This window comes from Burkholderia cenocepacia, from assembly GCF_014211915.1.
GTDB classification, from domain to species: Bacteria; Pseudomonadota; Gammaproteobacteria; order Burkholderiales; family Burkholderiaceae; genus Burkholderia; species Burkholderia orbicola.
Genome location: NZ_CP060040.1, coordinates 831284 through 849451 on the forward strand (window position 1 = coordinate 831284; position 18168 = coordinate 849451).

Annotated in this window: 20 protein-coding genes; 15 read left to right on the plus strand and 5 right to left on the minus strand. The window is 68.8% G+C overall.

The genetic code is table 11. The annotated features are described in order from the left end of the window. The first annotated feature begins 149 nt into the window (after positions 1-149). The 6 genes from SY91_RS20215 (at position 150) to SY91_RS20240 (ending at position 5652) form a co-directional block, all read left to right on the plus strand. Entirely contained in the window at positions 150-620 is a 471-nt protein-coding gene (locus SY91_RS20215) for a universal stress protein (protein WP_011547729.1), read from the plus strand. A 334-nt stretch (positions 621-954) separates the two neighbouring features. Continuing rightward, on the plus strand, positions 955-1461 hold the full coding sequence (locus tag SY91_RS20220) for a cupin domain-containing protein (protein ID WP_006479051.1): 507 nt from the start codon (positions 955-957) through the stop codon (positions 1459-1461). 185 nt (positions 1462-1646) lie between these two features. After that, a complete protein-coding gene (locus SY91_RS20225) occupies positions 1647-2672 on the plus strand; it encodes a DedA family protein/thiosulfate sulfurtransferase GlpE (protein WP_023475729.1) in 1026 nt (341 codons plus the stop codon). A 167-nt stretch (positions 2673-2839) separates the two neighbouring features. Beyond that, a complete protein-coding gene (locus SY91_RS20230; protein ID WP_124476355.1) occupies positions 2840-3082 on the plus strand; it encodes a hypothetical protein in 243 nt (80 codons plus the stop codon). Between the two features lie 34 nt (positions 3083-3116). Beyond that, positions 3117-4499, plus strand: a complete 1383-nt coding sequence (locus SY91_RS20235; RefSeq protein WP_023475731.1) for an amino acid permease — start codon at positions 3117-3119, stop codon at positions 4497-4499. A 217-nt stretch (positions 4500-4716) separates the two neighbouring features. Beyond that, complete coding sequence (locus SY91_RS20240) at positions 4717-5652, plus strand: universal stress protein (RefSeq protein WP_043887238.1); 936 nt, start codon at positions 4717-4719, stop codon at positions 5650-5652. 501 nt (positions 5653-6153) lie between these two features. Here the strand turns inward: SY91_RS20240 and SY91_RS20245 are convergent. Then, entirely contained in the window at positions 6154-6588 is a 435-nt protein-coding gene (locus SY91_RS20245; RefSeq protein WP_006479047.1) for a hypothetical protein, read from the minus strand. A 546-nt stretch (positions 6589-7134) separates the two neighbouring features. Here SY91_RS20245 and SY91_RS20250 point away from each other — a divergent pair. Both SY91_RS20250 and SY91_RS20255 read left to right on the plus strand, forming a co-directional pair. Continuing rightward, positions 7135-7389, plus strand: coding sequence for a DUF3562 domain-containing protein (locus SY91_RS20250; protein ID WP_011694735.1), 255 nt, complete (start codon positions 7135-7137; stop codon positions 7387-7389). A gap of 201 nt (positions 7390-7590) precedes the next feature. After that, on the plus strand, positions 7591-9390 hold the full coding sequence (locus tag SY91_RS20255; protein ID WP_006479045.1) for a methyl-accepting chemotaxis protein: 1800 nt from the start codon (positions 7591-7593) through the stop codon (positions 9388-9390). Positions 9391-9433: 43 nt separating this feature from the next. Here SY91_RS20255 and SY91_RS20260 read toward each other — a convergent pair whose 3' ends face one another. Beyond that, positions 9434-10174 carry a sigma 54-interacting transcriptional regulator gene (locus tag SY91_RS20260; RefSeq protein WP_043887240.1) on the minus strand — a complete coding sequence of 247 codons (741 nt, stop codon included), beginning with the start codon at positions 10172-10174 and terminating at the stop codon, positions 9434-9436. 395 nt (positions 10175-10569) lie between these two features. On the opposite strand from SY91_RS20260, the gene SY91_RS20265 reads away from it, so the two are divergent. The 4 genes from SY91_RS20265 (at position 10570) to SY91_RS20280 (ending at position 14351) form a co-directional block, all read left to right on the plus strand. Beyond that, positions 10570-12570: an ATP-binding protein gene (locus SY91_RS20265; protein ID WP_034174804.1), complete on the plus strand. Its 2001-nt coding sequence runs from the start codon at positions 10570-10572 to the stop codon at positions 12568-12570. Between the two features lie 57 nt (positions 12571-12627). After that, complete coding sequence (locus SY91_RS20270; RefSeq protein WP_006479042.1) at positions 12628-13038, plus strand: BON domain-containing protein; 411 nt, start codon at positions 12628-12630, stop codon at positions 13036-13038. Between the two features lie 79 nt (positions 13039-13117). Then, positions 13118-13663: a hypothetical protein gene (locus SY91_RS20275; RefSeq protein ID WP_034174803.1), complete on the plus strand. Its 546-nt coding sequence runs from the start codon at positions 13118-13120 to the stop codon at positions 13661-13663. A gap of 49 nt (positions 13664-13712) precedes the next feature. Continuing rightward, positions 13713-14351 (plus strand): DUF4142 domain-containing protein, encoded by a 639-nt coding sequence (locus SY91_RS20280; protein WP_185921323.1) that lies wholly within the window; start codon positions 13713-13715, stop codon positions 14349-14351. A 22-nt stretch (positions 14352-14373) separates the two neighbouring features. On the opposite strand, the gene SY91_RS20285 is transcribed toward SY91_RS20280, so the two are convergent. From SY91_RS20285 to SY91_RS20295, 3 genes are all read right to left on the minus strand, one after another. Next, complete coding sequence (locus tag SY91_RS20285) at positions 14374-14877, minus strand: PRC-barrel domain-containing protein (RefSeq protein WP_006479039.1); 504 nt, start codon at positions 14875-14877, stop codon at positions 14374-14376. Between the two features lie 107 nt (positions 14878-14984). Next, positions 14985-15416 (minus strand): CBS domain-containing protein, encoded by a 432-nt coding sequence (locus tag SY91_RS20290; protein ID WP_006491217.1) that lies wholly within the window; start codon positions 15414-15416, stop codon positions 14985-14987. 335 nt (positions 15417-15751) lie between these two features. Continuing rightward, positions 15752-16000, minus strand: a complete 249-nt coding sequence (locus SY91_RS20295; protein ID WP_006479036.1) for a hypothetical protein — start codon at positions 15998-16000, stop codon at positions 15752-15754. A gap of 138 nt (positions 16001-16138) precedes the next feature. Here SY91_RS20295 and SY91_RS20300 point away from each other — a divergent pair, with 138 nt between their 5' ends. From SY91_RS20300 to SY91_RS20310, 3 genes are all read left to right on the plus strand, one after another. Then, a complete protein-coding gene (locus tag SY91_RS20300; protein ID WP_077219246.1) occupies positions 16139-16438 on the plus strand; it encodes a hypothetical protein in 300 nt (99 codons plus the stop codon). A 308-nt stretch (positions 16439-16746) separates the two neighbouring features. Next, positions 16747-17058 carry a hypothetical protein gene (locus tag SY91_RS20305; protein WP_006479035.1) on the plus strand — a complete coding sequence of 104 codons (312 nt, stop codon included), beginning with the start codon at positions 16747-16749 and terminating at the stop codon, positions 17056-17058. A 203-nt stretch (positions 17059-17261) separates the two neighbouring features. Beyond that, on the plus strand, positions 17262-18143 hold the full coding sequence (locus SY91_RS20310; RefSeq protein ID WP_012340034.1) for a MipA/OmpV family protein: 882 nt from the start codon (positions 17262-17264) through the stop codon (positions 18141-18143). The last annotated feature ends 25 nt before the right edge of the window (positions 18144-18168 follow it).

Consider the following 18168-nt stretch of genomic DNA (forward strand, 5'->3'; position numbering starts at 1 on the left):
CGGGCGCGCCGGCCGCGCTTGACGCGCGTCAACGCACACGTCGGCACGTGGGGCAGACTGTTCGGCAGGCAAGCCGGCACCGGGCCGGCCTGCGGTAACGGGTCGTGATTGCGCAGGGCGCGACGCGCGCCCGGTCGGAGGGACGGACCATGTACAAGCGGATTTTCGTCGGGCTCGACGGTAGCCCGAGCGCGCGTCTCGCGCTAAACGAGGCGATCCGGATCGCGACGGCGTCCGGCGGCGAAGTGACCTGTGCGTACGTCGTCGAACATCGGCCGCAGCTCGTCGACGTCGACGCCGGCTTCGCCGCCGAGCGCGATGGCGATGTCGCCGCGACCGATGCCGCGACGCCGGTGCTCGACCATGCGAAAGCGGTGCTCGCGCAGCAGCATGTGCGGGGCACGGTGCGCGCGCTCGACGCGTACGGCGAGGACATCGCGACGGTGCTGATGCGCACGGCGGCCGAAGCCGACGCCGACCTGATCGTGATGGGTACGAGCGGGCGGCACGGCCTGCGCAGGCTGTTGCTCGGCAGCGTGGCGGAATCGTTGCTGCGTGCGGCCGACCGGCCGGTGCTGCTGGTGCGGCACGGCGAGCCGGGCGCGTCGGCGACCGCGTAAGCGACGACGTACGGCGGCCGCCGCTGCGGCACGAGGGCCCGCAGTCGACAGGATGCCGCGCGGCATCCCGGATGTCTGCGTGAGCGGGGGGCTGCGCCGTCGCGTCGTCCAACACGGCGCGGCGGCCGCCGACGAGACGCTCGCCTGCATGCGATTGCGCGTCGACGGTTGCATCCGGGCACGCAGTTCTGGCAGCATCGGCCGGTGTCCGCTTGTTCGCCGCGCGCATGGCCGCGGCGATCGACGCAGGGACATCCGGCGGCACCCGGTCGCCTGAATCGAGATCGGGCGGTCCGCCGGATGCCGGTTTCCTACCTTACCGACGTCATTTGCCATGCCGATTTCCGCGACCGACCTGATTCGCCAGTTCGACCTGCAGCCGCATCCCGAAGGCGGCTATTTCCGTGAAACCTACCGCGCGACCGATTCGGTCGTGCGTCCGGCCGACGGTGCGCCCCGTGCCGCGTCGACCGCCATCTATTACCTGCTGTGCGACGGCGCGTATTCGTCGTGGCACCGCATCCGTTCCGACGAGGTCTGGCATTTCTATGCGGGCGATCCGATCGAAGTGTGGGTGCTCGACGCGCGCGACGGGCTGACGATCCACCGGCTCGGCAACCCGCTCACGCATCCCGGCACCGTGTTCCAGGCCGTGGTGCCGGCCGGAAGCTGGTTCGGTGCGCGCTGCGCGTCGCCGGCGCACGTCGCGCTCGTCGGCTGCACGGTGGCGCCCGGGTTCGAGTTCGCGGAATTCGAGCTGGCCGATGCGGTCGCACTGGCGGCCGAGTTTCCCGATTACGCGGAGCACGTCGCGCAACTCGCGCAACGCTCCGACGTGTGACCGTCACGGTCGCGTCACGCCGCGTGCAAAGCCCTTGCCGACGGCTTGCGTTCCGCGCGGTCGAGGTCAAACCCGTTTAGAATGCGTACGATGCACCGGTCGGTCGCGGACGTGCCGCGGCGGCCGGTGCGCTGCCGTACCGACGGCCCTGTCGCGCGGCCCGCATGTCTTCCAGGAGCGCCGCCGTGTGGCACTTTCCCATCGCTATTCCATCGTCGCTCGGCCCGTGGGCCGTGTTCGCGAGCGTGTTGATCACGCAGCTCGGCGTGCCGGTGCCGGCCGTGCCGATGCTGATTCTCGGCGGCACGATGGCGGCGATGGGGCAGGCGTCCTGGGTCAGCATGTTCGCGGCGGCGATCGGCGCGACGATGCTGGCCGATTCGCTGTGGTTCTTCATGGGCCGCACGCGCGGCCGGCGCCTGCTGAACGGCCTCGTGCGTTTCTCGCTGTCGCTCGACACGACGCTGCGCTTCGCGCGTAACGTATTCGAAAGGTACGGCGCGCCGCTGCTCGTGCTGTCGAAATTCCTGCCGGGTCTCGGCCTCGTGTCGGCGCCGCTGCTCGGCACGACCGCGATCGGCATCGGCGTGTTCCTGTTCTGGGATCTGGCTGGCGCGTCGCTGTGGGCGGCGTTCTGGCTGATCGGCGGTGCGGCCATTCACGACCAGATCGTCCAATTCGTGCTGTGGGTGCGCGCGAGCGGCGGCACGATCCTCGACGCATTCCTCGCGATCTTCATCACGTTCCTGCTGTACCGCTGGGTGCGCCGCGTACAGTTCCGCCGCTATCTCGCACAGGTGCGCATTTCGCCGCCGCAGCTCGTCGAGATGATGACGTCCGACGAACCGCCGCTGATCTTCGATGCGCGGCCGAAGGCGATCCGCGACCGCGAGCCGTACCGGATTGCCGGCGCGGTGCCGGTCGATCTCGATTCGCCGGACCTGCTCGACCCGGAAGTGCTGAAGCGGCCGATCGTCGTCTATTGCGTGTGTCCGAACGAGGCGACTGCGAAGCGGCTCATCGCGAAGATGCAGCGCAAGAAGATGATCCACAACATCCGGGCGCTGAAGGGCGGCCTCGATGCGTGGGAAAAGCATGGCTATCCGGTCGAGCCGCTGCCGGCCGATCTGGATTCGTCGCGGTATTTCGTGCGGCCCGAGCAGGGCGGGCTGGGGGGCGAGTATACGGTGCGAGCGACGTTGTCGAAATAAATACGCACACCGTTTTACGCGGATTTAAATCCGGTCACCCATTTCGCCCGCCGCGATTTCCCCAAAATCGCCTGGCATGAAACCGCCGATCCTCCCTATAATCCCGCCTGCATATTGCGTGCGCGAAATGGCGCACATTCGACGCGCGTTCGTTCGCGCCGAAAGCGATGAATCCCGTTGCCGCTCGTCACGCGCACAGCCGCGTCGCGCGGGCCGCTCGGGTGTATTCGGTGAAAGGCTCGATCCGTTTTTCCGGATTGTTCCGGAAAGATCGGATAATCCGCAGCAATTCCAACCGGATTGACGCGGTATCCGTGTCGTTTCTTATTCGGAAATCGACAGCGGCGATTATTTCGTTTTCGGCTGCCACAATCGGCATGAACGGGCGCGCATGGTCATCGACACAATGACGGCGGCCCGCTCGCGGCTGCCAAGGAGACGGATTTGAAACAACCAGAAGACCAGCTGCACCGCGGGCTGGAAGAACGGCACATCAACCTGATGGCGCTCGGCGCGACGATCGGCGTCGGCCTGTTCCTCGGCTCGGCCACCGCGATCCGCACGGCCGGCCCGGCCATCCTGCTGACCTACCTGCTGGGCGGCCTCGCGATCTTCCTGATCATGCGCGCGCTCGGCGAGATGGCGATCACCAACCCGGTCGCCGGCGCCTTCAGCCGCTATGCGCGCGACTACCTCGGCCCGCTCGCCGGTTACCTGACCGGCTGGACCTACTGGTTCGTGTGGATCGTCACCTGCATGGCGGAAATCACGGCGGTCGGCGTCTACATGCACATGTGGTTCCCCGGCGTGCCGAACTGGATCTGGGCGCTCGCGGCGCTGCTGGCGATGGGCTCGGTGAACTTCATCGCGGTCAAACTGTATGGCGAATTCGAATTCTGGTTCGCGCTGATCAAGATCGTCACGATCGTGCTGATGATCATCGGCGGCGGGCTGATGATCGCGTTCGGTATCGGCAACGGCGGGGTCGCGACCGGCATCTCGAACCTCTGGTCGCACGGCGGCTTCATGCCGAACGGCATCAACGGCGTGATCGCCGCGCTCCCGATCGTGATGTTCGCGTATCTCGGCGTCGAGATGCTCGGCCTCACGGCCGGCGAGGCGCGCAATCCGGAGAAGTCGCTGACGAAGGCCGTGAATTCGGTGTTCTGGCGCGTGCTGATTTTCTACATCGGTGCGCTGTTCGTGATCATGTCGCTCTATCCGTGGGACCAGATCGGCACGCAGGGCAGCCCGTTCGTGATGACGTTCTCGCGGCTCGGCATTCCGGCCGCCGCCGGCATCATCAACTTCGTCGTGCTGACCGCGGCGCTGTCGTCGTGCAACAGCGGCCTGTTCAGCACCGCGCGGATGCTCTACAACCTCGCGCAGCAGGGCCAGGCGCCGGCCGCGCTCGGTCGCGTGAACCGCAGCGGCGTGCCCGTGTACGGCGTGGCCGTGTCGGTCGCGTTGCTGCTGATCGGCGTGTTGCTCAACTATCTCGCGCCGCAGCACGTGTTCACGTGGCTCACGTCGGTGTCGACGTTCGGTGCGATCTGGACGTGGTGCGTGATCCTGATCGCGCAGATGCGGTTTCGCCGCACGCTGTCGGCCGACAAGATCGCGCGCCTGCCGATTCGCGTGCCGTTCTATCCGCTCGGTTCGTTCGTCGCGCTCGGCTTTCTCGTGCTGGTCGTCGTGTTGATGGCGTTCACGCCCGATACGCGCGTCGCGCTCGTGATCGGGCCGGTGTGGATCGTGCTGCTCGGCATCGCGTACGCGCTGTTCTACGCGAACCGTTCGACCGCGTCGATGCCGACGAAGTCGTAAACGGAGGAAACGGGCAGGGCGCCGCACGATCGTTGATCGCGATCATGCATGCGCGGGCCCGACGGCCTATGCTGAACGAACGCATTGCTTGTCCGCGCTTCGCGTGGCATCACGCCGATCCCCGCGACCGCGGCGGCTGTCCGGCCGCCGCGCGCCGCTGCCGCGCGAAGCTTCCGTCGTCGTTCAGCGACGACGCGCACGCACGGAGATCTTCGCCATGCAGCCTGCCCAATCCATTCCGACGCTCGCGCGGATCGCGCTGGCCGTCGACCCGACGCCCGAATCGCTGACCGCCGCGCGCTATGTGCGCACGCTGCTGCGTCCCGGCATGCGATTGCGCATCATTTGCGCGATCGACAATCCGCGCCTCGTGTTGCCCGACATTCCGCGCATCGACGCGCTGCTGACGTCCGCGCGCGAGGACATGATGCGCGAAGCGCAGGCCACTTGCGCGCGGATCGCGGCGCTGTTCGCCGACAGCGACAGCGAAGTCGAACAGGCGATCGTCGATACGTCGGTCACGGGCGGCTCGGTCGCGGACGCACTGGTGAACGATACGTCGACGTGGCACGCGGACGTGCTGGCGATCGGCGCAAATCCGCATCACGGGCTGTTGCGGCTCGTCGAAGGCGCGATGTCGGACACGCTGACGAAACGCGCGCGCTGCGCGCTGCTGATCGTGCCCGGCACCTACGCACGGCCGACGGACGGCACGCTGCAGCGGCTGATGTTCGCGGTCGACGGCAGCGAGCCGTCGCTGCATGCGGTGCGCGTCGGCCTCGGCTTCGCGGCGCCGGGGACGTTGCTGTATGCGGCGTACGTGATCGACCGGGCGGTTCGTCTGACCGATGTCGTGCCGGTGCGCGCGCTCGAGGATGCGTATCGCGCGGAGGGCGAGGACGCGCTCGCGAAAATCGGCCCGTTGTTCCACGCGACAGGCAATCCGACCAAGCGCGGCATCGTCGAAACGCATCCGACCAGCGACGACGTGGCCCATGCGCTGATGCGTGATGCCGTGCACTGGCGGGCAGAGTTGCTGGTGGTCGGCACGCATGGCCGTCGCGGCATCGCCGCCTGGCTGATCGGCAGCGTCGCACGACGCGTGGCGCACCTCGCGCAGGTGCCCGTGCTGCTGGTGCGTGGTGCGGAGTGAATCGCACGTCGTCGCGATCGATGCGGCTCAGGATTGACCTGCATCAGAAACGCGACGCGCATCGCGTGAGACAGTGATGGAACGTCCGGCGGCGCGGCGGGTCTGTCGTGCTTGCACACGATCCCGCGCCTGCATGCGGGTAGCCATTTCCGCCGCATTCACTTCCGTCACATCATTTCAGGAGCCGCGCCACGGGCTTATACGGCGCGTCATCCGACCGGGAACTCTCTGGCACGAGGGTAGGCAACCGACGGTTGCCTTGGAGGACGGGCGGGGTGCAAGTCACCCCGTCCGCTTTCCGCCTGGCCCCGTCGAATCCACTTCCCGCAGCAAGGGGGTTGAATGCGGCCGCGTCGTGTCGTGCGTCATCGCGCGCGTTCGCTTCGATGTGGATCGCGACGAACATGGACGCGTGCACGGCAGCGCGTCGGCATGACAGCCGTGTCGTGGCGCGCGCAGCCATTGCACGGCACCGCACCGTATGTCGGTGAAGTATGGAGATCAGAGGGTACGAAGAATCGATCGCAGGTCGTGCCGACGGCCAGCGCCGCGTCGTACCCGCACATGCGGACGCACGACGTGCAGCGGCGCGCACCCGCTGCACGTGCGGCTACGCAAACGATTCGCATGCGGCCAGCCGGGGCGTGCCTTGCGACGCGGCTCCGATCCGGCCGGTGCATCGGCCGCGTGTCGCGCGCAGAGCGCCGCGGCGAACCGCTGCAACGCGAGGACGGACCCCGCGACGCTCTGATACTTTTCGCGGCCGATCTGCCCGTCGAGCGTGACGAGCAACCCGGCCTCGCGTGCGAGCGCGAGCAGGGTGTCGAGATCGTCGGACGGACGGTTGCCGGCCGACGCGGCCCGGGCGGGCAGGGCGCGCGCGTTGCCCGACGCGCGCCGCTGGCCGTCCCGGCCCGGTAAGTTGCGATGTGCCATGGTTGGTCTCCTGCGCCGGACCCCGCGTGCCGGCTCGACGGCCGACTGAGCGATGTTCCGGTATGAACGCCTGGTTCATGTGATCAGTATCGTGTGGCGAGGGCACGCTGCCAAGCGGCGCGCGCTGAAGTCGCTGTCAGGAAATTGCGCGACGCGTATCGGAATCCGCTGACACGCGCGGCGGCCGGCCGGTCCGGCGCGTTCGTCCCCCATGAATGAACGGCACGCGGCGGGCGCCGCTTGACGCGTGATTTCGGCCGGTCTAAGTTCGCTTTTGCATCGGCGTCGCCCGGCGTTCCACCCGCCGCCCGTCGCCAGTGCCACGCCCGGGGTGGGGTGGCAGGGCTTTCAGTTTCGTTCGCGGGCCACGTGCACCGCGAACCCCGCGCGGCCGGTTCGGCAACGCAACGAACCGGCGCGGCGGCACGCAATGTGCCGTTGATCGCGCGCAAACACGCGTCGGCGCATCGTACGCCGCCCGTCTATCCAGTCTTTAAGCTTCCAGTACCGTCATCTTTTCGTTCCTCGACCGTCAGGAGTTCGTCGATGTCCAAGGACAATTTGCTCGATTCACTCAAGGAAGCCGCCGAACAGCGCGCGATCGGCGCGGATCAGCTGCGTGCGATGCTCGACGACGAAGTGCGCGCGCTGTCGTCCGGTGCGCGCGTGCACGACTACATCCACGTGTTCGCGATCCGGAATCTGCGCGAGCGGATGCGCCGGAAGGACGACTTCGACCGCGATACCCGGGCCGACGCGGCACCTGCGGACGACGATCCGCGTCCGAGCCATCGGTTGTAGCGGAGGGGAGCCGGGCGCCGAGACCGGCGCGCCGCCCGTCCATCGAATCCGGCCATCCTGACGATTCGCCGACAGGCGTCGACGCGTTTCGTCATACGTTTCATTGAATTGTCACAACGACCTCAAGTAAGCGGTGCGATTTGCCGTTTACCCGGTGAATTCGTCCACCGGGCGTTCCCGCTCCCTTACCGAGTCGTTGCCATGTTCTCGTCCATTCGCGCCCGCATCCTCGCCGCGTGCGTCGCCATCGTCGTATTCGCGCTGGTCGCGTCGACCCTGATCAACTATTTCATCGCACGCTCGTACAACGACGACGCGATCGACCGCAACCTGACCTCGGTCGCCAGCGGCCACGTGGTCGGGATCGCCGACTGGGTCGCCACCCGCAGCCGGATGATCGCGTCGCTGCAGGACGCCGCGCTGACGCCCGATCCGCTGCCGGTGTTCAAGCAGATGGCCGCGGCCGGCGGCTTCACGAACGTCTATGCGGGCTACGCCGACAAGGCGTTCCACTTCTCCGACCCGACCGGCATCCCGCCCGATTACGACCCGACCGGCCGCCCGTGGTACAAGCAGGCCGCGCAGGCCGGCAAGCCGGTCGTCACGCCGCCGTACGTCGATGCCGGAACGGGCAACCTCGTCGTCACGTTCGCGGTGCCGATCCTGCGCGACGGCGCGCTGAAGGGGGTGGTCGCCGCGGACCTGTCGATGGACAGCGTGATCGCCAACGTGAAGTCGATCCGCCCGACGCCGGCGAGCTTCGGGATGCTGGTCGACAGCAGCGGCCACGTCGTCGCGCACCCGGACGCCAAGCTCACGCTGAAGCCGGTCGCCGACGTGTCGCCCGAACTCGGCTCGCTGGGCGTGGCCTCGATCGCGGCAGCGAATGCGCCGGTCGAGGTCGGCGTCGGCGGCGACGCGAAGCTGGTGCGCGCGAAACCCGTGCCGGGTACCGACTGGTACGCGCTGGTGCTGCTCGACAAGACCGAAGCGACGGCCGGGATGCGTTCGCTGCTGACCGCATCGCTGATCACGCTCATCGTGATCGTCGGCGTGGCGTCGCTGATCATCGGCGCGATCACCGCGACCGCGTTCCGCCGCCTGTCGCAGGTGCGCCAGGCGATGGCCGCGATCGGCTCGGGTGCCGGCGACCTGACGCGGCGCCTGCCGGCCGACGGCCGCGACGAAGTCGCCGACATCGCGCGCTCGTTCAACAGTTTCATCGACAAGCTGAACGACGTGATGCGCCAGATCCGCGACGCCAGCGAATCGGTGCGCACGGCCGCGAACGAGATCGCGGCGGGCAACCAGGACCTATCGTCGCGGACCGAGTCGGCGGCGGCGAGCCTCGAGGAAACGGCCGCGTCGATGGAAGAGATCACCGCGACCGTCGGTCAGTCGGCGGCGGCCGCCGGCCAGGCCGACGAACGTGCGGCGGCCGCGTCGCGGATCGCGTCGCACGGCGGCGTGGTCGTGTCGGACGTGGTCGCGACGATGGGGAAGATCGAGGAAGCGTCGGGCCGGATCGGCGACATCATCGGCGTGATCGACGGGATCGCGTTCCAGACCAACATCCTCGCGCTGAACGCGGCCGTGGAAGCCGCCCGCGCGGGCGAACAGGGCCGCGGCTTCGCGGTCGTCGCGCAAGAAGTGCGCAGCCTCGCGCAGCGCAGCGCGCAGGCCGCACGCGAAGTGAAGGTGCTGGTCGAATCGACGGTCGCGAGCGTGTCGGCCGGGTCCGGGCAGGTGCGCCAGGCCGGCGACACCATGCGCGAGATCGTATCCAACGTGTCCAACGTGACGACCATCATCTCCGAGATCACGCACGCGGCGAACGAGCAGACGCGCGGCATCCAGGAAGTAAACCGCGCGGTCAGCCAGCTCGACGAAATGGTGCAGCAGAATGCAGCGCTCGTCGAACAGTCGACTGCGGCGGCCACCGCGCTGCAGTCGCAGGCGAACGCGCTGGCGACGACGGTCGGGCAGTTCAAGGTCGCCTGACGCAACTGGCGGCCGACGGCCCGCGGCATGTGGGCCGCGCCGCTCACGAATCGTCCTGGTCGCGCATCAGCGCGAGCCGGTTATAGAGGGTCTTCAGGCTGATGCCGAGCGCCTTGGCCGCGCGCGGCTTGTTACCGTCGAAGTGACGCAGCGTCTCCGCGATGAAGCGTTGCTGCGCATGGTGCAGCGTCGCACCGACCGGCAGCGCCATCGCGCCTTCCGACGTGCTCTCGGCTGCCGCCAGCGCCTGCTTCGGCAGCGCGACGTCGATGCCTTCGTCCGCCAGGATGTACGCGCGCTCGATCGTGTTGTGCAGTTCGCGCACGTTGCCGGGCCACGAATACGTGCGCAATGCGGCGATCGCCGCGTCGGTCAGCCGCTTGTGCGCGCGATGTCGCGCATTCAGCGTGTCGACGAATTCCTGCGCGATCGTCTCGACGTCGCCGTCGCGCTGGCGCAGCGGCGGCACGTAGATCGCGAACGCGGCGAGCCGGTAGAACAGGTCCTCGCGCAGCCGGCCGTCGCGCACCGCCTCGGCGGGATTGTGGCGAGTGGCCGAGACGAACCGCACGTCGAGCGGAATCGGCTCGGTGCCGCCCACGCGCACGATCGTGTTCGACTCGATCTCGATACGGCCGAGCAGCGTGCGCATCGCGGCGGACCGGCCGGACAGCCGGCGACCGTCTGCACGCTGCTTCGTCCGGTTGGCGGATTCACCCATAGGCGTTCGCGGGCCGTTTTGAAAAACGGCATCACACGTTCCGTTGATTGCAATATTTATCATCGACAGCGAAACGACCGCGAAGGTGCCGCCGAATAGAAATTTCCAATGTGCGCAGCGTGAACGAAAGAAACGGGCGATCACTTTTTTGCAGGCCGTGCCGTGACGCCAGGTCCGCGTCGGGACCAGCGCTTTTTTACAGAAACCCGATGAAAAAAGCGGCCGGCCACACATTACGGCGGCGTGCGACGGCGCGGGGACGCGAGGGAGACGATCCACCACGCAGCCAGTGCGGGCGCAGCGCCCAGCGGCCATTGCCGCGACCGTGAGGTCCGAGCGCCACCAGGTACGTTGTTTGCTGGCGTTTTCACGCTCGCCCGGCGCGTTCGACGGCACGCCGCATGGCCGACAGGGGGCATGCCCCCGCACGACGGCAGCCGGTGCGATGCAAGGATGCAATGACGACTCTGACCCGTGAGGTGTTCCGGCAAGGTGCATGGGTCGTACTGGCCGTCGGGCTCGCGACCGCGCTGCAGGCGTGGGCAATTCGGGCTGTCGGCGAGCACGCGCCCTTTGCGCCGCTGCCTTTTTACGCAGGTGTGGCGGCCGCCGCATGGCTGACGTCGTTCGGCGGCGGCCTCGCCGCGACCGCCGCCAGTGTCGGCGTGATCGGCGCATTGTGGTGGCGCGACGCGCCGCTGGCGACGCTGTTGGCGCAAGCCGGCGCGTTCGTCGCGATCGGCTTCGTCGAATGCGTGCTGGTGGCGGCCGTGAAGCCGCTGCTTGCGAATGATCGATTGCGGGAGATCGGCGATGACGATAGCGATTCGTACCCGTCGCACCGCGAGCCGTCGTCCGTCGCGAGCCTCTCCGGCGACGGGCTGCTGCGCCGGGTGGTCGACGCGTCGCCCGATGCAATCGTCGGGACCGATGCCGCGCGCAGGATCACCAGCTGGAATCCGGCCGCGGCCAGCATCTTCGGCATCGATACGGCCCAGGCGAGCGGCCGCGATATCGTCACGATGATCGCGCCGCGCTGGTTGCGCCGGCACGCGGTGCCCGCGTCGTTCGCGGACCTGCGCGCGCCGGTCGGGCCGCTCGACGTACTGTGCGTGCGCTCCAACGGCGGCCGTTTTCGCGCCACCTTCGCCGCGTCGCCGATCGTCGACGCGCAGGGCCACTGCGCGGGCCTGTCGCTGACGCTGCGCGAAGCGGGCGAACGCCGCCGCAACGAACGCCACCACCTTCGCTCGCTGCGCGGCGCCCGCGACGCGCGCGTGCAGGCCGACGCGTCGAACCGGCTGAAGGACGAGCTGCTGGCGACGGTGTCGCACGAGCTGCGCACGCCGCTGAACGTGATCTACGGCTGGGTCGAGGTACTGCGCAACGCCGACGGGCAGGGCTTCGCGCAGCAGGCGGTCGACGCGATCGATCGCAGCGCGCGGTCGCTGTCGCACATGGTCGCCGATCTGCTCGACGCCTCGTCCCTCGCGACCGGCCGGCTGCGTCTCGAACGCGTGCCGGTCGACCTCGTGCGGATCGTGCGCGACGCCGCACGTGAACTCGACGCGACCGCCCAGGCGAACGGGCTCGTGCTGTCGACGGAATACGCGATGCCGGCCTGCGTGATTCCCGCGGACGGCGAACGCCTGCGCCAGGTCCTGTCGAACCTGCTGTCGAACGCGATCAAGTTCACGCCGCCGGGCGGCCGCATCAACGTGTCGCTGACGCGCGCCGGCGAGCGCGTGCGGCTGTCCGTCTCCGACACCGGGCAAGGCATCGCGCCGGAATACCTGCCGCACCTGTTCGACACGTTCAGCCGGCCGGAAGGCGCGTTCACGTCGCCGAAGCGCGGTTTGGGGCTCGGCCTGTCGATCGTGCGCAACATCGCGCAGCTGCACGGCGGCGAGGTGGTCGCGACGAGCGCGGGCGCCGGGCGCGGCATGACCGTCACGGTGACGCTGCCGGCCGGCTGGGACGCCGACGATCCGACGGAGCAGCCGTCGCGGACCAAGGGCGCGTCCGACACGGTCGCGCTCGACGGCCAGCGCGTGCTGGTGGTCGACGACGACGCAACGTCCCGGACCAGCCTCGCGGCGGCGCTCGAAACGATGGGCGCACAGGTATCGACCGCGCGGTCGGGGCATGATGCGCTCGAAGTGGTGGAGCGGCAGCCGCCGAGCGTCGTGCTGTCGGATCTCGCGATGCCGGACGGCGATGGTTACTGGCTGCTGGACCGGATCCGGCGCTTGCCGAACGGCGGCGGACATCTGCCGGTCGTCGCGGTGACCGCGCACGCCGGCAAGGCCGACCGGCGCCGGGTGATGGCCGCGGGGTTCGATGCGTATCTGTGCAAGCCGGTCGACATGCCGACGCTCGCAAGCGTGATCGTCGACGTCGTACCGGATGACGCGGGCGACACGGGAGACACGGCAGACGGGAAGCCGCGCGAGCGGTAGCCAGCCGTATCCATACGGCGCGGCGGCGGGTCGATCGCATACGAAAAAGGAGGCACGATGGACGCAACGGAAAACACGCGGCACGACCGCACCGGCGGCAAGCCGGCGCGCACGCGACGCAGGACGCCGGCCGTGCCGATCGCGAGCATACTGATGCTGTCGTGTGCATGGATCGCGACACCCCGCTACGCATCGGCCGAGGAGGGCACGCGTGCGAAGCTCGCGAGCCAGGCGTCGGCCGTCGGGGGCCAGATCCGCGATGCGACGCTCGCGTCCCGTGTCAGGGCCGCGCTCGTCGCCGAACGCGGCCTGGCCTCCGGCGACATCGACGTGCAGGTGCGCGACCGCGTGGCCGAACTGACGGGCAACGTGCCCGACGAGCGGCAACGCGCGACCGCGATCCGCGTCGCGCACGACGTCAGCGGCGTGAGCGGCGTGCGCGACAAGCTGCAGATCCGCCGGAAGTAACGTGATGCGCGGGCAAGCGCCGGGCCGATCGGGCGTCGCGCGCCCGCGACCCTGCGCGTCACCGGGCAGGAGGTTCGACATGGACACCATCATCGCGGGCCGTTTCTCGCGGCTCGAGCAGGCGGAACGCTGCGCGGAGCAATTGCGCGGCCACGCCATGCACCGGGACGACGTGAAGGTCTTCTTTCTCAATCCGCCCGGACAGCACGCACTGTTCTGGCTTGGCGGCGACGTCTATGCGGACTCCGCCGCGCGGCCGGGCGGCCTCGGTGCGCTGGAAGGCGTGGCCATCGGCGCGATCGTCGGGCTCGCCGGGGCCGCGCTGCTGTATCTGGGCGGGCTGCATTCCCCGCTCGCGTGGATCGGCGTGCCGCTCGTGGGCGGCTATGTCGGCGCGTTGTGCGGCGCGCTCAGCCGGATGCGCGGCGATGCGCCGGAAGGGCACGGCGCGCTGAAGCAATGCGAAAACGGCGTGGTGCTGGCGGCGCACGTGACGCGACGCACGATCACGTTCGCGGAGCGGACGATGCTCGCCGCCGGCGCGCTGTCGGTGGAGCGCACCGAGGGCGCGTGGCACAACGGCGCATGGACCGATTTCTTCACGTCGGCCCATCGTCCCGCGTGACGGCAAGCCGCACCGAGGACCCGCTCCGTCGCATGACACGGAGGCCCGGATGAGCACAAACCGAACAATCCGGAGGATGAAGCGGGGCGGGCGTCGGCCAGTGGCGGTCGTCACGCTGACTACCGCCGCCGGCGTCCTGACGTTCGCGCTCTCGCACGCGCAAGCGCCGCCCGCTTCGTCCGCGCAGGTCGCGCCGGGGGTCATCCGTCCCGGCCCCACCGCCGACGAGCCCGGCCTGACGCAGCGGCCGATCGGCATCGACGCCGAGTTCGTCGACAAGGCGGGCATGATCGGCAAGGTGGAGCGACAGGCCAGCCAACTCGCGCTCGACCGTTCGTCGAACGCGGACGTGAAGGCCTTCGCGCGCCGGATGCTCGACGATCACGCGCGTATCGCGGACGAATTGCGCCACATCGGTGCGCAGAAAGGCGTGCCGGTCCAGACGCGGATGCTCGTCGATCCAGCGGTCACGGCATTGCGAGCGAAAGACGGGCGCGCGTTCGATACGGCGTACGTGGCGCTAGCCGGTCCGCCCGCGCACGAAGCGGCGATCCGGCTTTACGAAACCGAGGCGAAAGACGGCCGCGACCCGCAGCTTCGCGCGTTCGCGGCCCGCACGCTGCCGGTGTTGAACGCACACCTGAACGCCGCGCGGCAACTCGCGAAGACGGTGGCCGCCGCGCAGTGACCGACCTTCCGGCCGGCAGGCTTCAGTGGTGCCGCGTGCCGTCTTCGGGGTCGTCCGGCGACGCCTCGTACGGCGGCGAGTCCAGGGCCGTTTCGCCTTCCTCGATTAGCCAGTACGGCGAACGGCCGTAGTACGCATGCAGTGCTTCGGCCCATTCGGGGTCGGCCATCGCGGGCCAGCGGCTCTTGTCGAAGCCGGGCGCTTCGCGCACACGGGCGGTGTCGACGGGCAGCACGAAGCATTGGCGCTCGGCATCGAGCACGAGCGCATTCCACGGCACCGCGAGCAGCTTGTCGCCGATCCCGAGCAGGCCGCCGGACGACACGACCGCATACGCGATCCGCCCGGCGCGCACGTCCAGCATGATGTTGGCGATCTTGCCGATATCGTCGCCGTCGATCGTCAGCACGCGATCGCCTTCGAACGTGCTGGCGGCCATCACGTCGGGCCCCGGCCCGCGTCCGGCCGTGCGCGGGGTCGTGCCGACGATGCGCGCGGCGTCGCGCGACGGTTTGTCCGTTGTCATCGAAAACCTCCTGGTCGAAGCGGCAACCCGGTCCGCGCGCAAATTCATTGCGCGCGTATTTCGTCGGGGCAACAGGCCGCGCGGGATGATGGGGGGACGCCAGTCGGTCAGCGGCGGCGCGGCAACGACACGTCCTCGAGCGTATTGGCGAGCTCGTCGCGCGCCGGGCCGCCCGCGCGCGTCGCGATGTCGCCGAGCGACACCATGCCGACCAGCTTCAGGCTGCGGTCGAGCACCGGCAAACGGTGCAGTTGCACGTCGGCCATCCGTTGCTGGACGTCGCCGACGCCGTCGTCCTCGACGCACCACTGCACGGGCCTGGACGCGACCGCCTGCACGGGCGTGTCGGGCGAGTGGCCATGCGACAGCGCCCGGACCGCGAGGTCGCGATCGGTCACGATCGCGACGAGCTCGGTGCCGTCGCACACGGGCAGCACACCGATATCGAAGCGCTGCATCAATTCGGCCGCATGGCGAATCGTGTCGGTCGGCGCGACGCAGACTACGTCGCGCGACATGATCTCGTTGACGCGATACATGAACGCCTCCTTCGTGATCGGAACGATACGGGAGCAGGCCGCGTGCCGCGCGCGATGCGCACACGCCGGGCCTGGGTTGCCGAGCGACGGAGAAATTTGCCAGCCCGCTTGTACATCTTCCACGGCGGCAGCCGCGGCGTCGACGCGGGACGTCAGTGGCCGATGCCCGTCATCGTGACGATCGCCAGCACCACCGCGCTTTCGATCGCGGCCAGCGCCGCGACGCCGGCAGCACCGCTGATTTCATGCCATCTGCGTTCAAGGACCTTCATCGGATTGCCTCCTGATCTGGCCGGCGCGCGCACTGCCATTGCACCGCGCGCCGGGTGCCGCCGTCAGCCGTGATCGCGGGGCGGGGAAGGGACGTGCGGCGCGCGACGTTCGCGCTCGCCGGACGGCTTGGCGGGGTCGATACGCGTCGCACCGCCGACGGCGGGCGGGTCGCTGGCCGGGAACGTCTCCTCGAGCCCTTCGTCGATGCGCTCCTCCGTCTTGTCTTCGGACGGCGGACGCGACGTGGCGAGCCGGAGCAGGCCGGCAGCCGCTGACACGGCGTCGCGGCGACCGGGGGCGTGAGCGGTCATGATCGAACCTCCTTGTCGATGAGAAGGCGCAAGCGGCGTACCCGCGGCATCCGCGGCACGACGCTTGCAAGCCGGCGGGACCGGCCGGGCATGCGGATACGACGCATACGCGTCCGGTATGGACGAGAGGACATCGCGATGAATGCAGCCAGGGAAAGGATACGTTACGACGCGAACGTCTGCGGCGGCGACTTCGGCCACGTTCGCGAGCGTTTCGCCGCATGGAAGCGCGAATCGCTGGTCTATCGACCGGAGCGGCGCATGTTCGACGGCAAGGACGAGGTGCGCGCACTGAACGACACCGTCTACGACGGTCCCGAACGTGCGCAGCAGGCGCTCGTCGCGCGATGCGAACCGTCCGATCCGTTCGCGCTCGCCGTGCAACTGAGCGCCGAGGGGCGCACGATGTGGCTGGTCATGGCGGCTTACGACGCCTGAACCGGGCGACCGGGGTTCACGGCGCGGGAGCGGGCACGGCGCTTGCGGAGGCTCGCTTCGCCATCGAGATGCGCGCGCCGTCGCGCAGGAGTGACATGAACACGCCATCCATGCTGCACCGCCCCGAACCGACGACACCCGACGTCGACCCGGATCCGCCGCCGCCCGGGCACGACGACCCGGTCGATCCGCCCGTGCCCGACGGCTTGCCGCAGGGCGACCCGCCGTCGAACCCGTCGCCGATGCGGATGCCGGGCGGGGGCAGTGTGCCGCCACCGGCCGCGCGAACACTGAAAAGGAGGACCGTCATGGACATTCACGTGCAATCGCCAGACAAGCGCGCGATCGCTCAGGTACTGGGCCGCTATTTCGAATCGCGTTCGCTGCACTATCACATCGAGGAGTTGCCGGGCGGCGTGCTGCAGATCGGTTTTCGCGCCAGCGGCCGCCCGGTCGCCGTCACGGTTTCGTTCGACGATGCCGCGTACGACACCTACACGCACTGGGACGCGAGCCAGAAGCAGCTCGCGCTCGGCCGGCTCGCCGACGGCTTCTCGCGAATGATGTCGACGCGCAGTCCGGCCGCGCTCGCCGGCGACTATCACGTCGAGCGTTTCTGATTCCGCAATCATCCGCCGGCTCCTGCCGGATTCCGGCAAAGTGCCCGTACACAACGGGCGCTTTGCGTCTGTGCGCGCGTCGCGTAGGATGTCCGTTAATTCAGCGCATGCTACGTTCGCGCCGCTGGCTGGCTGCCGTTGCAGCCGGTGAAGCGCGACGCGCTTTCCCTCAGGTTCGTTTCGTGCAGCCGACGGAGATCGCCTTGACCACTGTTGCTCGCCTGTTGCAGTCACCCGGCGCACGCCGGTTCGTATCCAGCCTCTCGGCATTCGCGGCGCTCGCCGCCGCCGGCGCCCGCGACGCGTCGGCCCAGACGCCTTCGCCGCTCGGTGAATGGCAGTACACGGCGGGGGTCCCGCTCCAGAAACTCTTCGATCCGAACATCCCCACCTGGCAGGTGAGCGTCGGCGCCGCGATGACGCTGCAGCCGCGCTATGCGGGCTCCGACCGCTATCGCGTGATGGGCGGCCCGAATTTCGACATCCGCTATCGCGACCTGTTCTTCCTGTCGACCGGCGAGGGGCTCGGCGCGAACGTGCTGCGCGGGCCGAACTGGCGCGTGAGTTTGTCGGTCGGCTATGACCTCGGACGTCGGTCGGCCGACGATCTCGGCCACCTGAACGGTCTCGACAACATCAACGCGGCGCCCGTGATGAAGCTCGCGGCCGACTATGTGGTCTCGAAGGATTTCCCGCTCGTGCTGCGCGCGGACGTCCGGCGCAGCATCGGCGGGTCGAACGGCTGGACCGGCGATTTCTCCGCGTACATGCCGATGCCCGGCAGCAACGAGCACTTCTTCTGGTTCGCGGGGCCGACCGTGACGTTCGCCGACTCCCGCTACATGAACAGCTGGTTCGGCGTGAACCCTGGCGCCGCCGCGCGCTCGGGGCTGCCGGCCTATTCGTCGGGGGCCGGGATCAAGTCGGCCGGCGTGGGCATGACGATGGTGTGGTTCGTGAACAAGCACTGGTTCGTCACGATGGACGGCGCGCTCGAGCAGCTCGTCGGCCGGGCGGCGCGCAGCCCGATCACCCAGCAGTCGACCAACGGCGTGTTCGACATGTCGGTGAATTACCAGTTCTGACCGGGACCGGGCGGCGGAAGGGCCA

Excerpts from the sequence above, each read along its gene's own strand:
- SY91_RS20215 (WP_011547729.1), top strand. The coding sequence starts at position 150 with ATGTACAAGCGGATTTTCGTCGGGCTCGACGGTAGCCCGAGCGCGCGT.
- SY91_RS20220 (WP_006479051.1), top strand. The coding sequence starts at position 955 with ATGCCGATTTCCGCGACCGACCTGATTCGCCAGTTCGACCTGCAGCCG.
- SY91_RS20230 (WP_124476355.1), top strand. The coding sequence starts at position 2,840 with ATGAATCCCGTTGCCGCTCGTCACGCGCACAGCCGCGTCGCGCGGGCC.
- SY91_RS20240 (WP_043887238.1), top strand. The coding sequence starts at position 4,717 with ATGCAGCCTGCCCAATCCATTCCGACGCTCGCGCGGATCGCGCTGGCC.
- SY91_RS20245 (WP_006479047.1), bottom strand. The coding sequence starts at position 6,588 with ATGGCACATCGCAACTTACCGGGCCGGGACGGCCAGCGGCGCGCGTCG.
- SY91_RS20250 (WP_011694735.1), top strand. The coding sequence starts at position 7,135 with ATGTCCAAGGACAATTTGCTCGATTCACTCAAGGAAGCCGCCGAACAG.
- SY91_RS20255 (WP_006479045.1), top strand. The coding sequence starts at position 7,591 with ATGTTCTCGTCCATTCGCGCCCGCATCCTCGCCGCGTGCGTCGCCATC.
- SY91_RS20260 (WP_043887240.1), bottom strand. The coding sequence starts at position 10,174 with ATGATAAATATTGCAATCAACGGAACGTGTGATGCCGTTTTTCAAAAC.
- SY91_RS20265 (WP_034174804.1), top strand. The coding sequence starts at position 10,570 with ATGACGACTCTGACCCGTGAGGTGTTCCGGCAAGGTGCATGGGTCGTA.
- SY91_RS20270 (WP_006479042.1), top strand. The coding sequence starts at position 12,628 with ATGGACGCAACGGAAAACACGCGGCACGACCGCACCGGCGGCAAGCCG.
- SY91_RS20275 (WP_034174803.1), top strand. The coding sequence starts at position 13,118 with ATGGACACCATCATCGCGGGCCGTTTCTCGCGGCTCGAGCAGGCGGAA.
- SY91_RS20280 (WP_185921323.1), top strand. The coding sequence starts at position 13,713 with ATGAGCACAAACCGAACAATCCGGAGGATGAAGCGGGGCGGGCGTCGG.
- SY91_RS20285 (WP_006479039.1), bottom strand. The coding sequence starts at position 14,877 with ATGACAACGGACAAACCGTCGCGCGACGCCGCGCGCATCGTCGGCACG.
- SY91_RS20290 (WP_006491217.1), bottom strand. The coding sequence starts at position 15,416 with ATGTATCGCGTCAACGAGATCATGTCGCGCGACGTAGTCTGCGTCGCG.
- SY91_RS20295 (WP_006479036.1), bottom strand. The coding sequence starts at position 16,000 with ATGACCGCTCACGCCCCCGGTCGCCGCGACGCCGTGTCAGCGGCTGCC.
- SY91_RS20300 (WP_077219246.1), top strand. The coding sequence starts at position 16,139 with ATGAATGCAGCCAGGGAAAGGATACGTTACGACGCGAACGTCTGCGGC.
- SY91_RS20305 (WP_006479035.1), top strand. The coding sequence starts at position 16,747 with ATGGACATTCACGTGCAATCGCCAGACAAGCGCGCGATCGCTCAGGTA.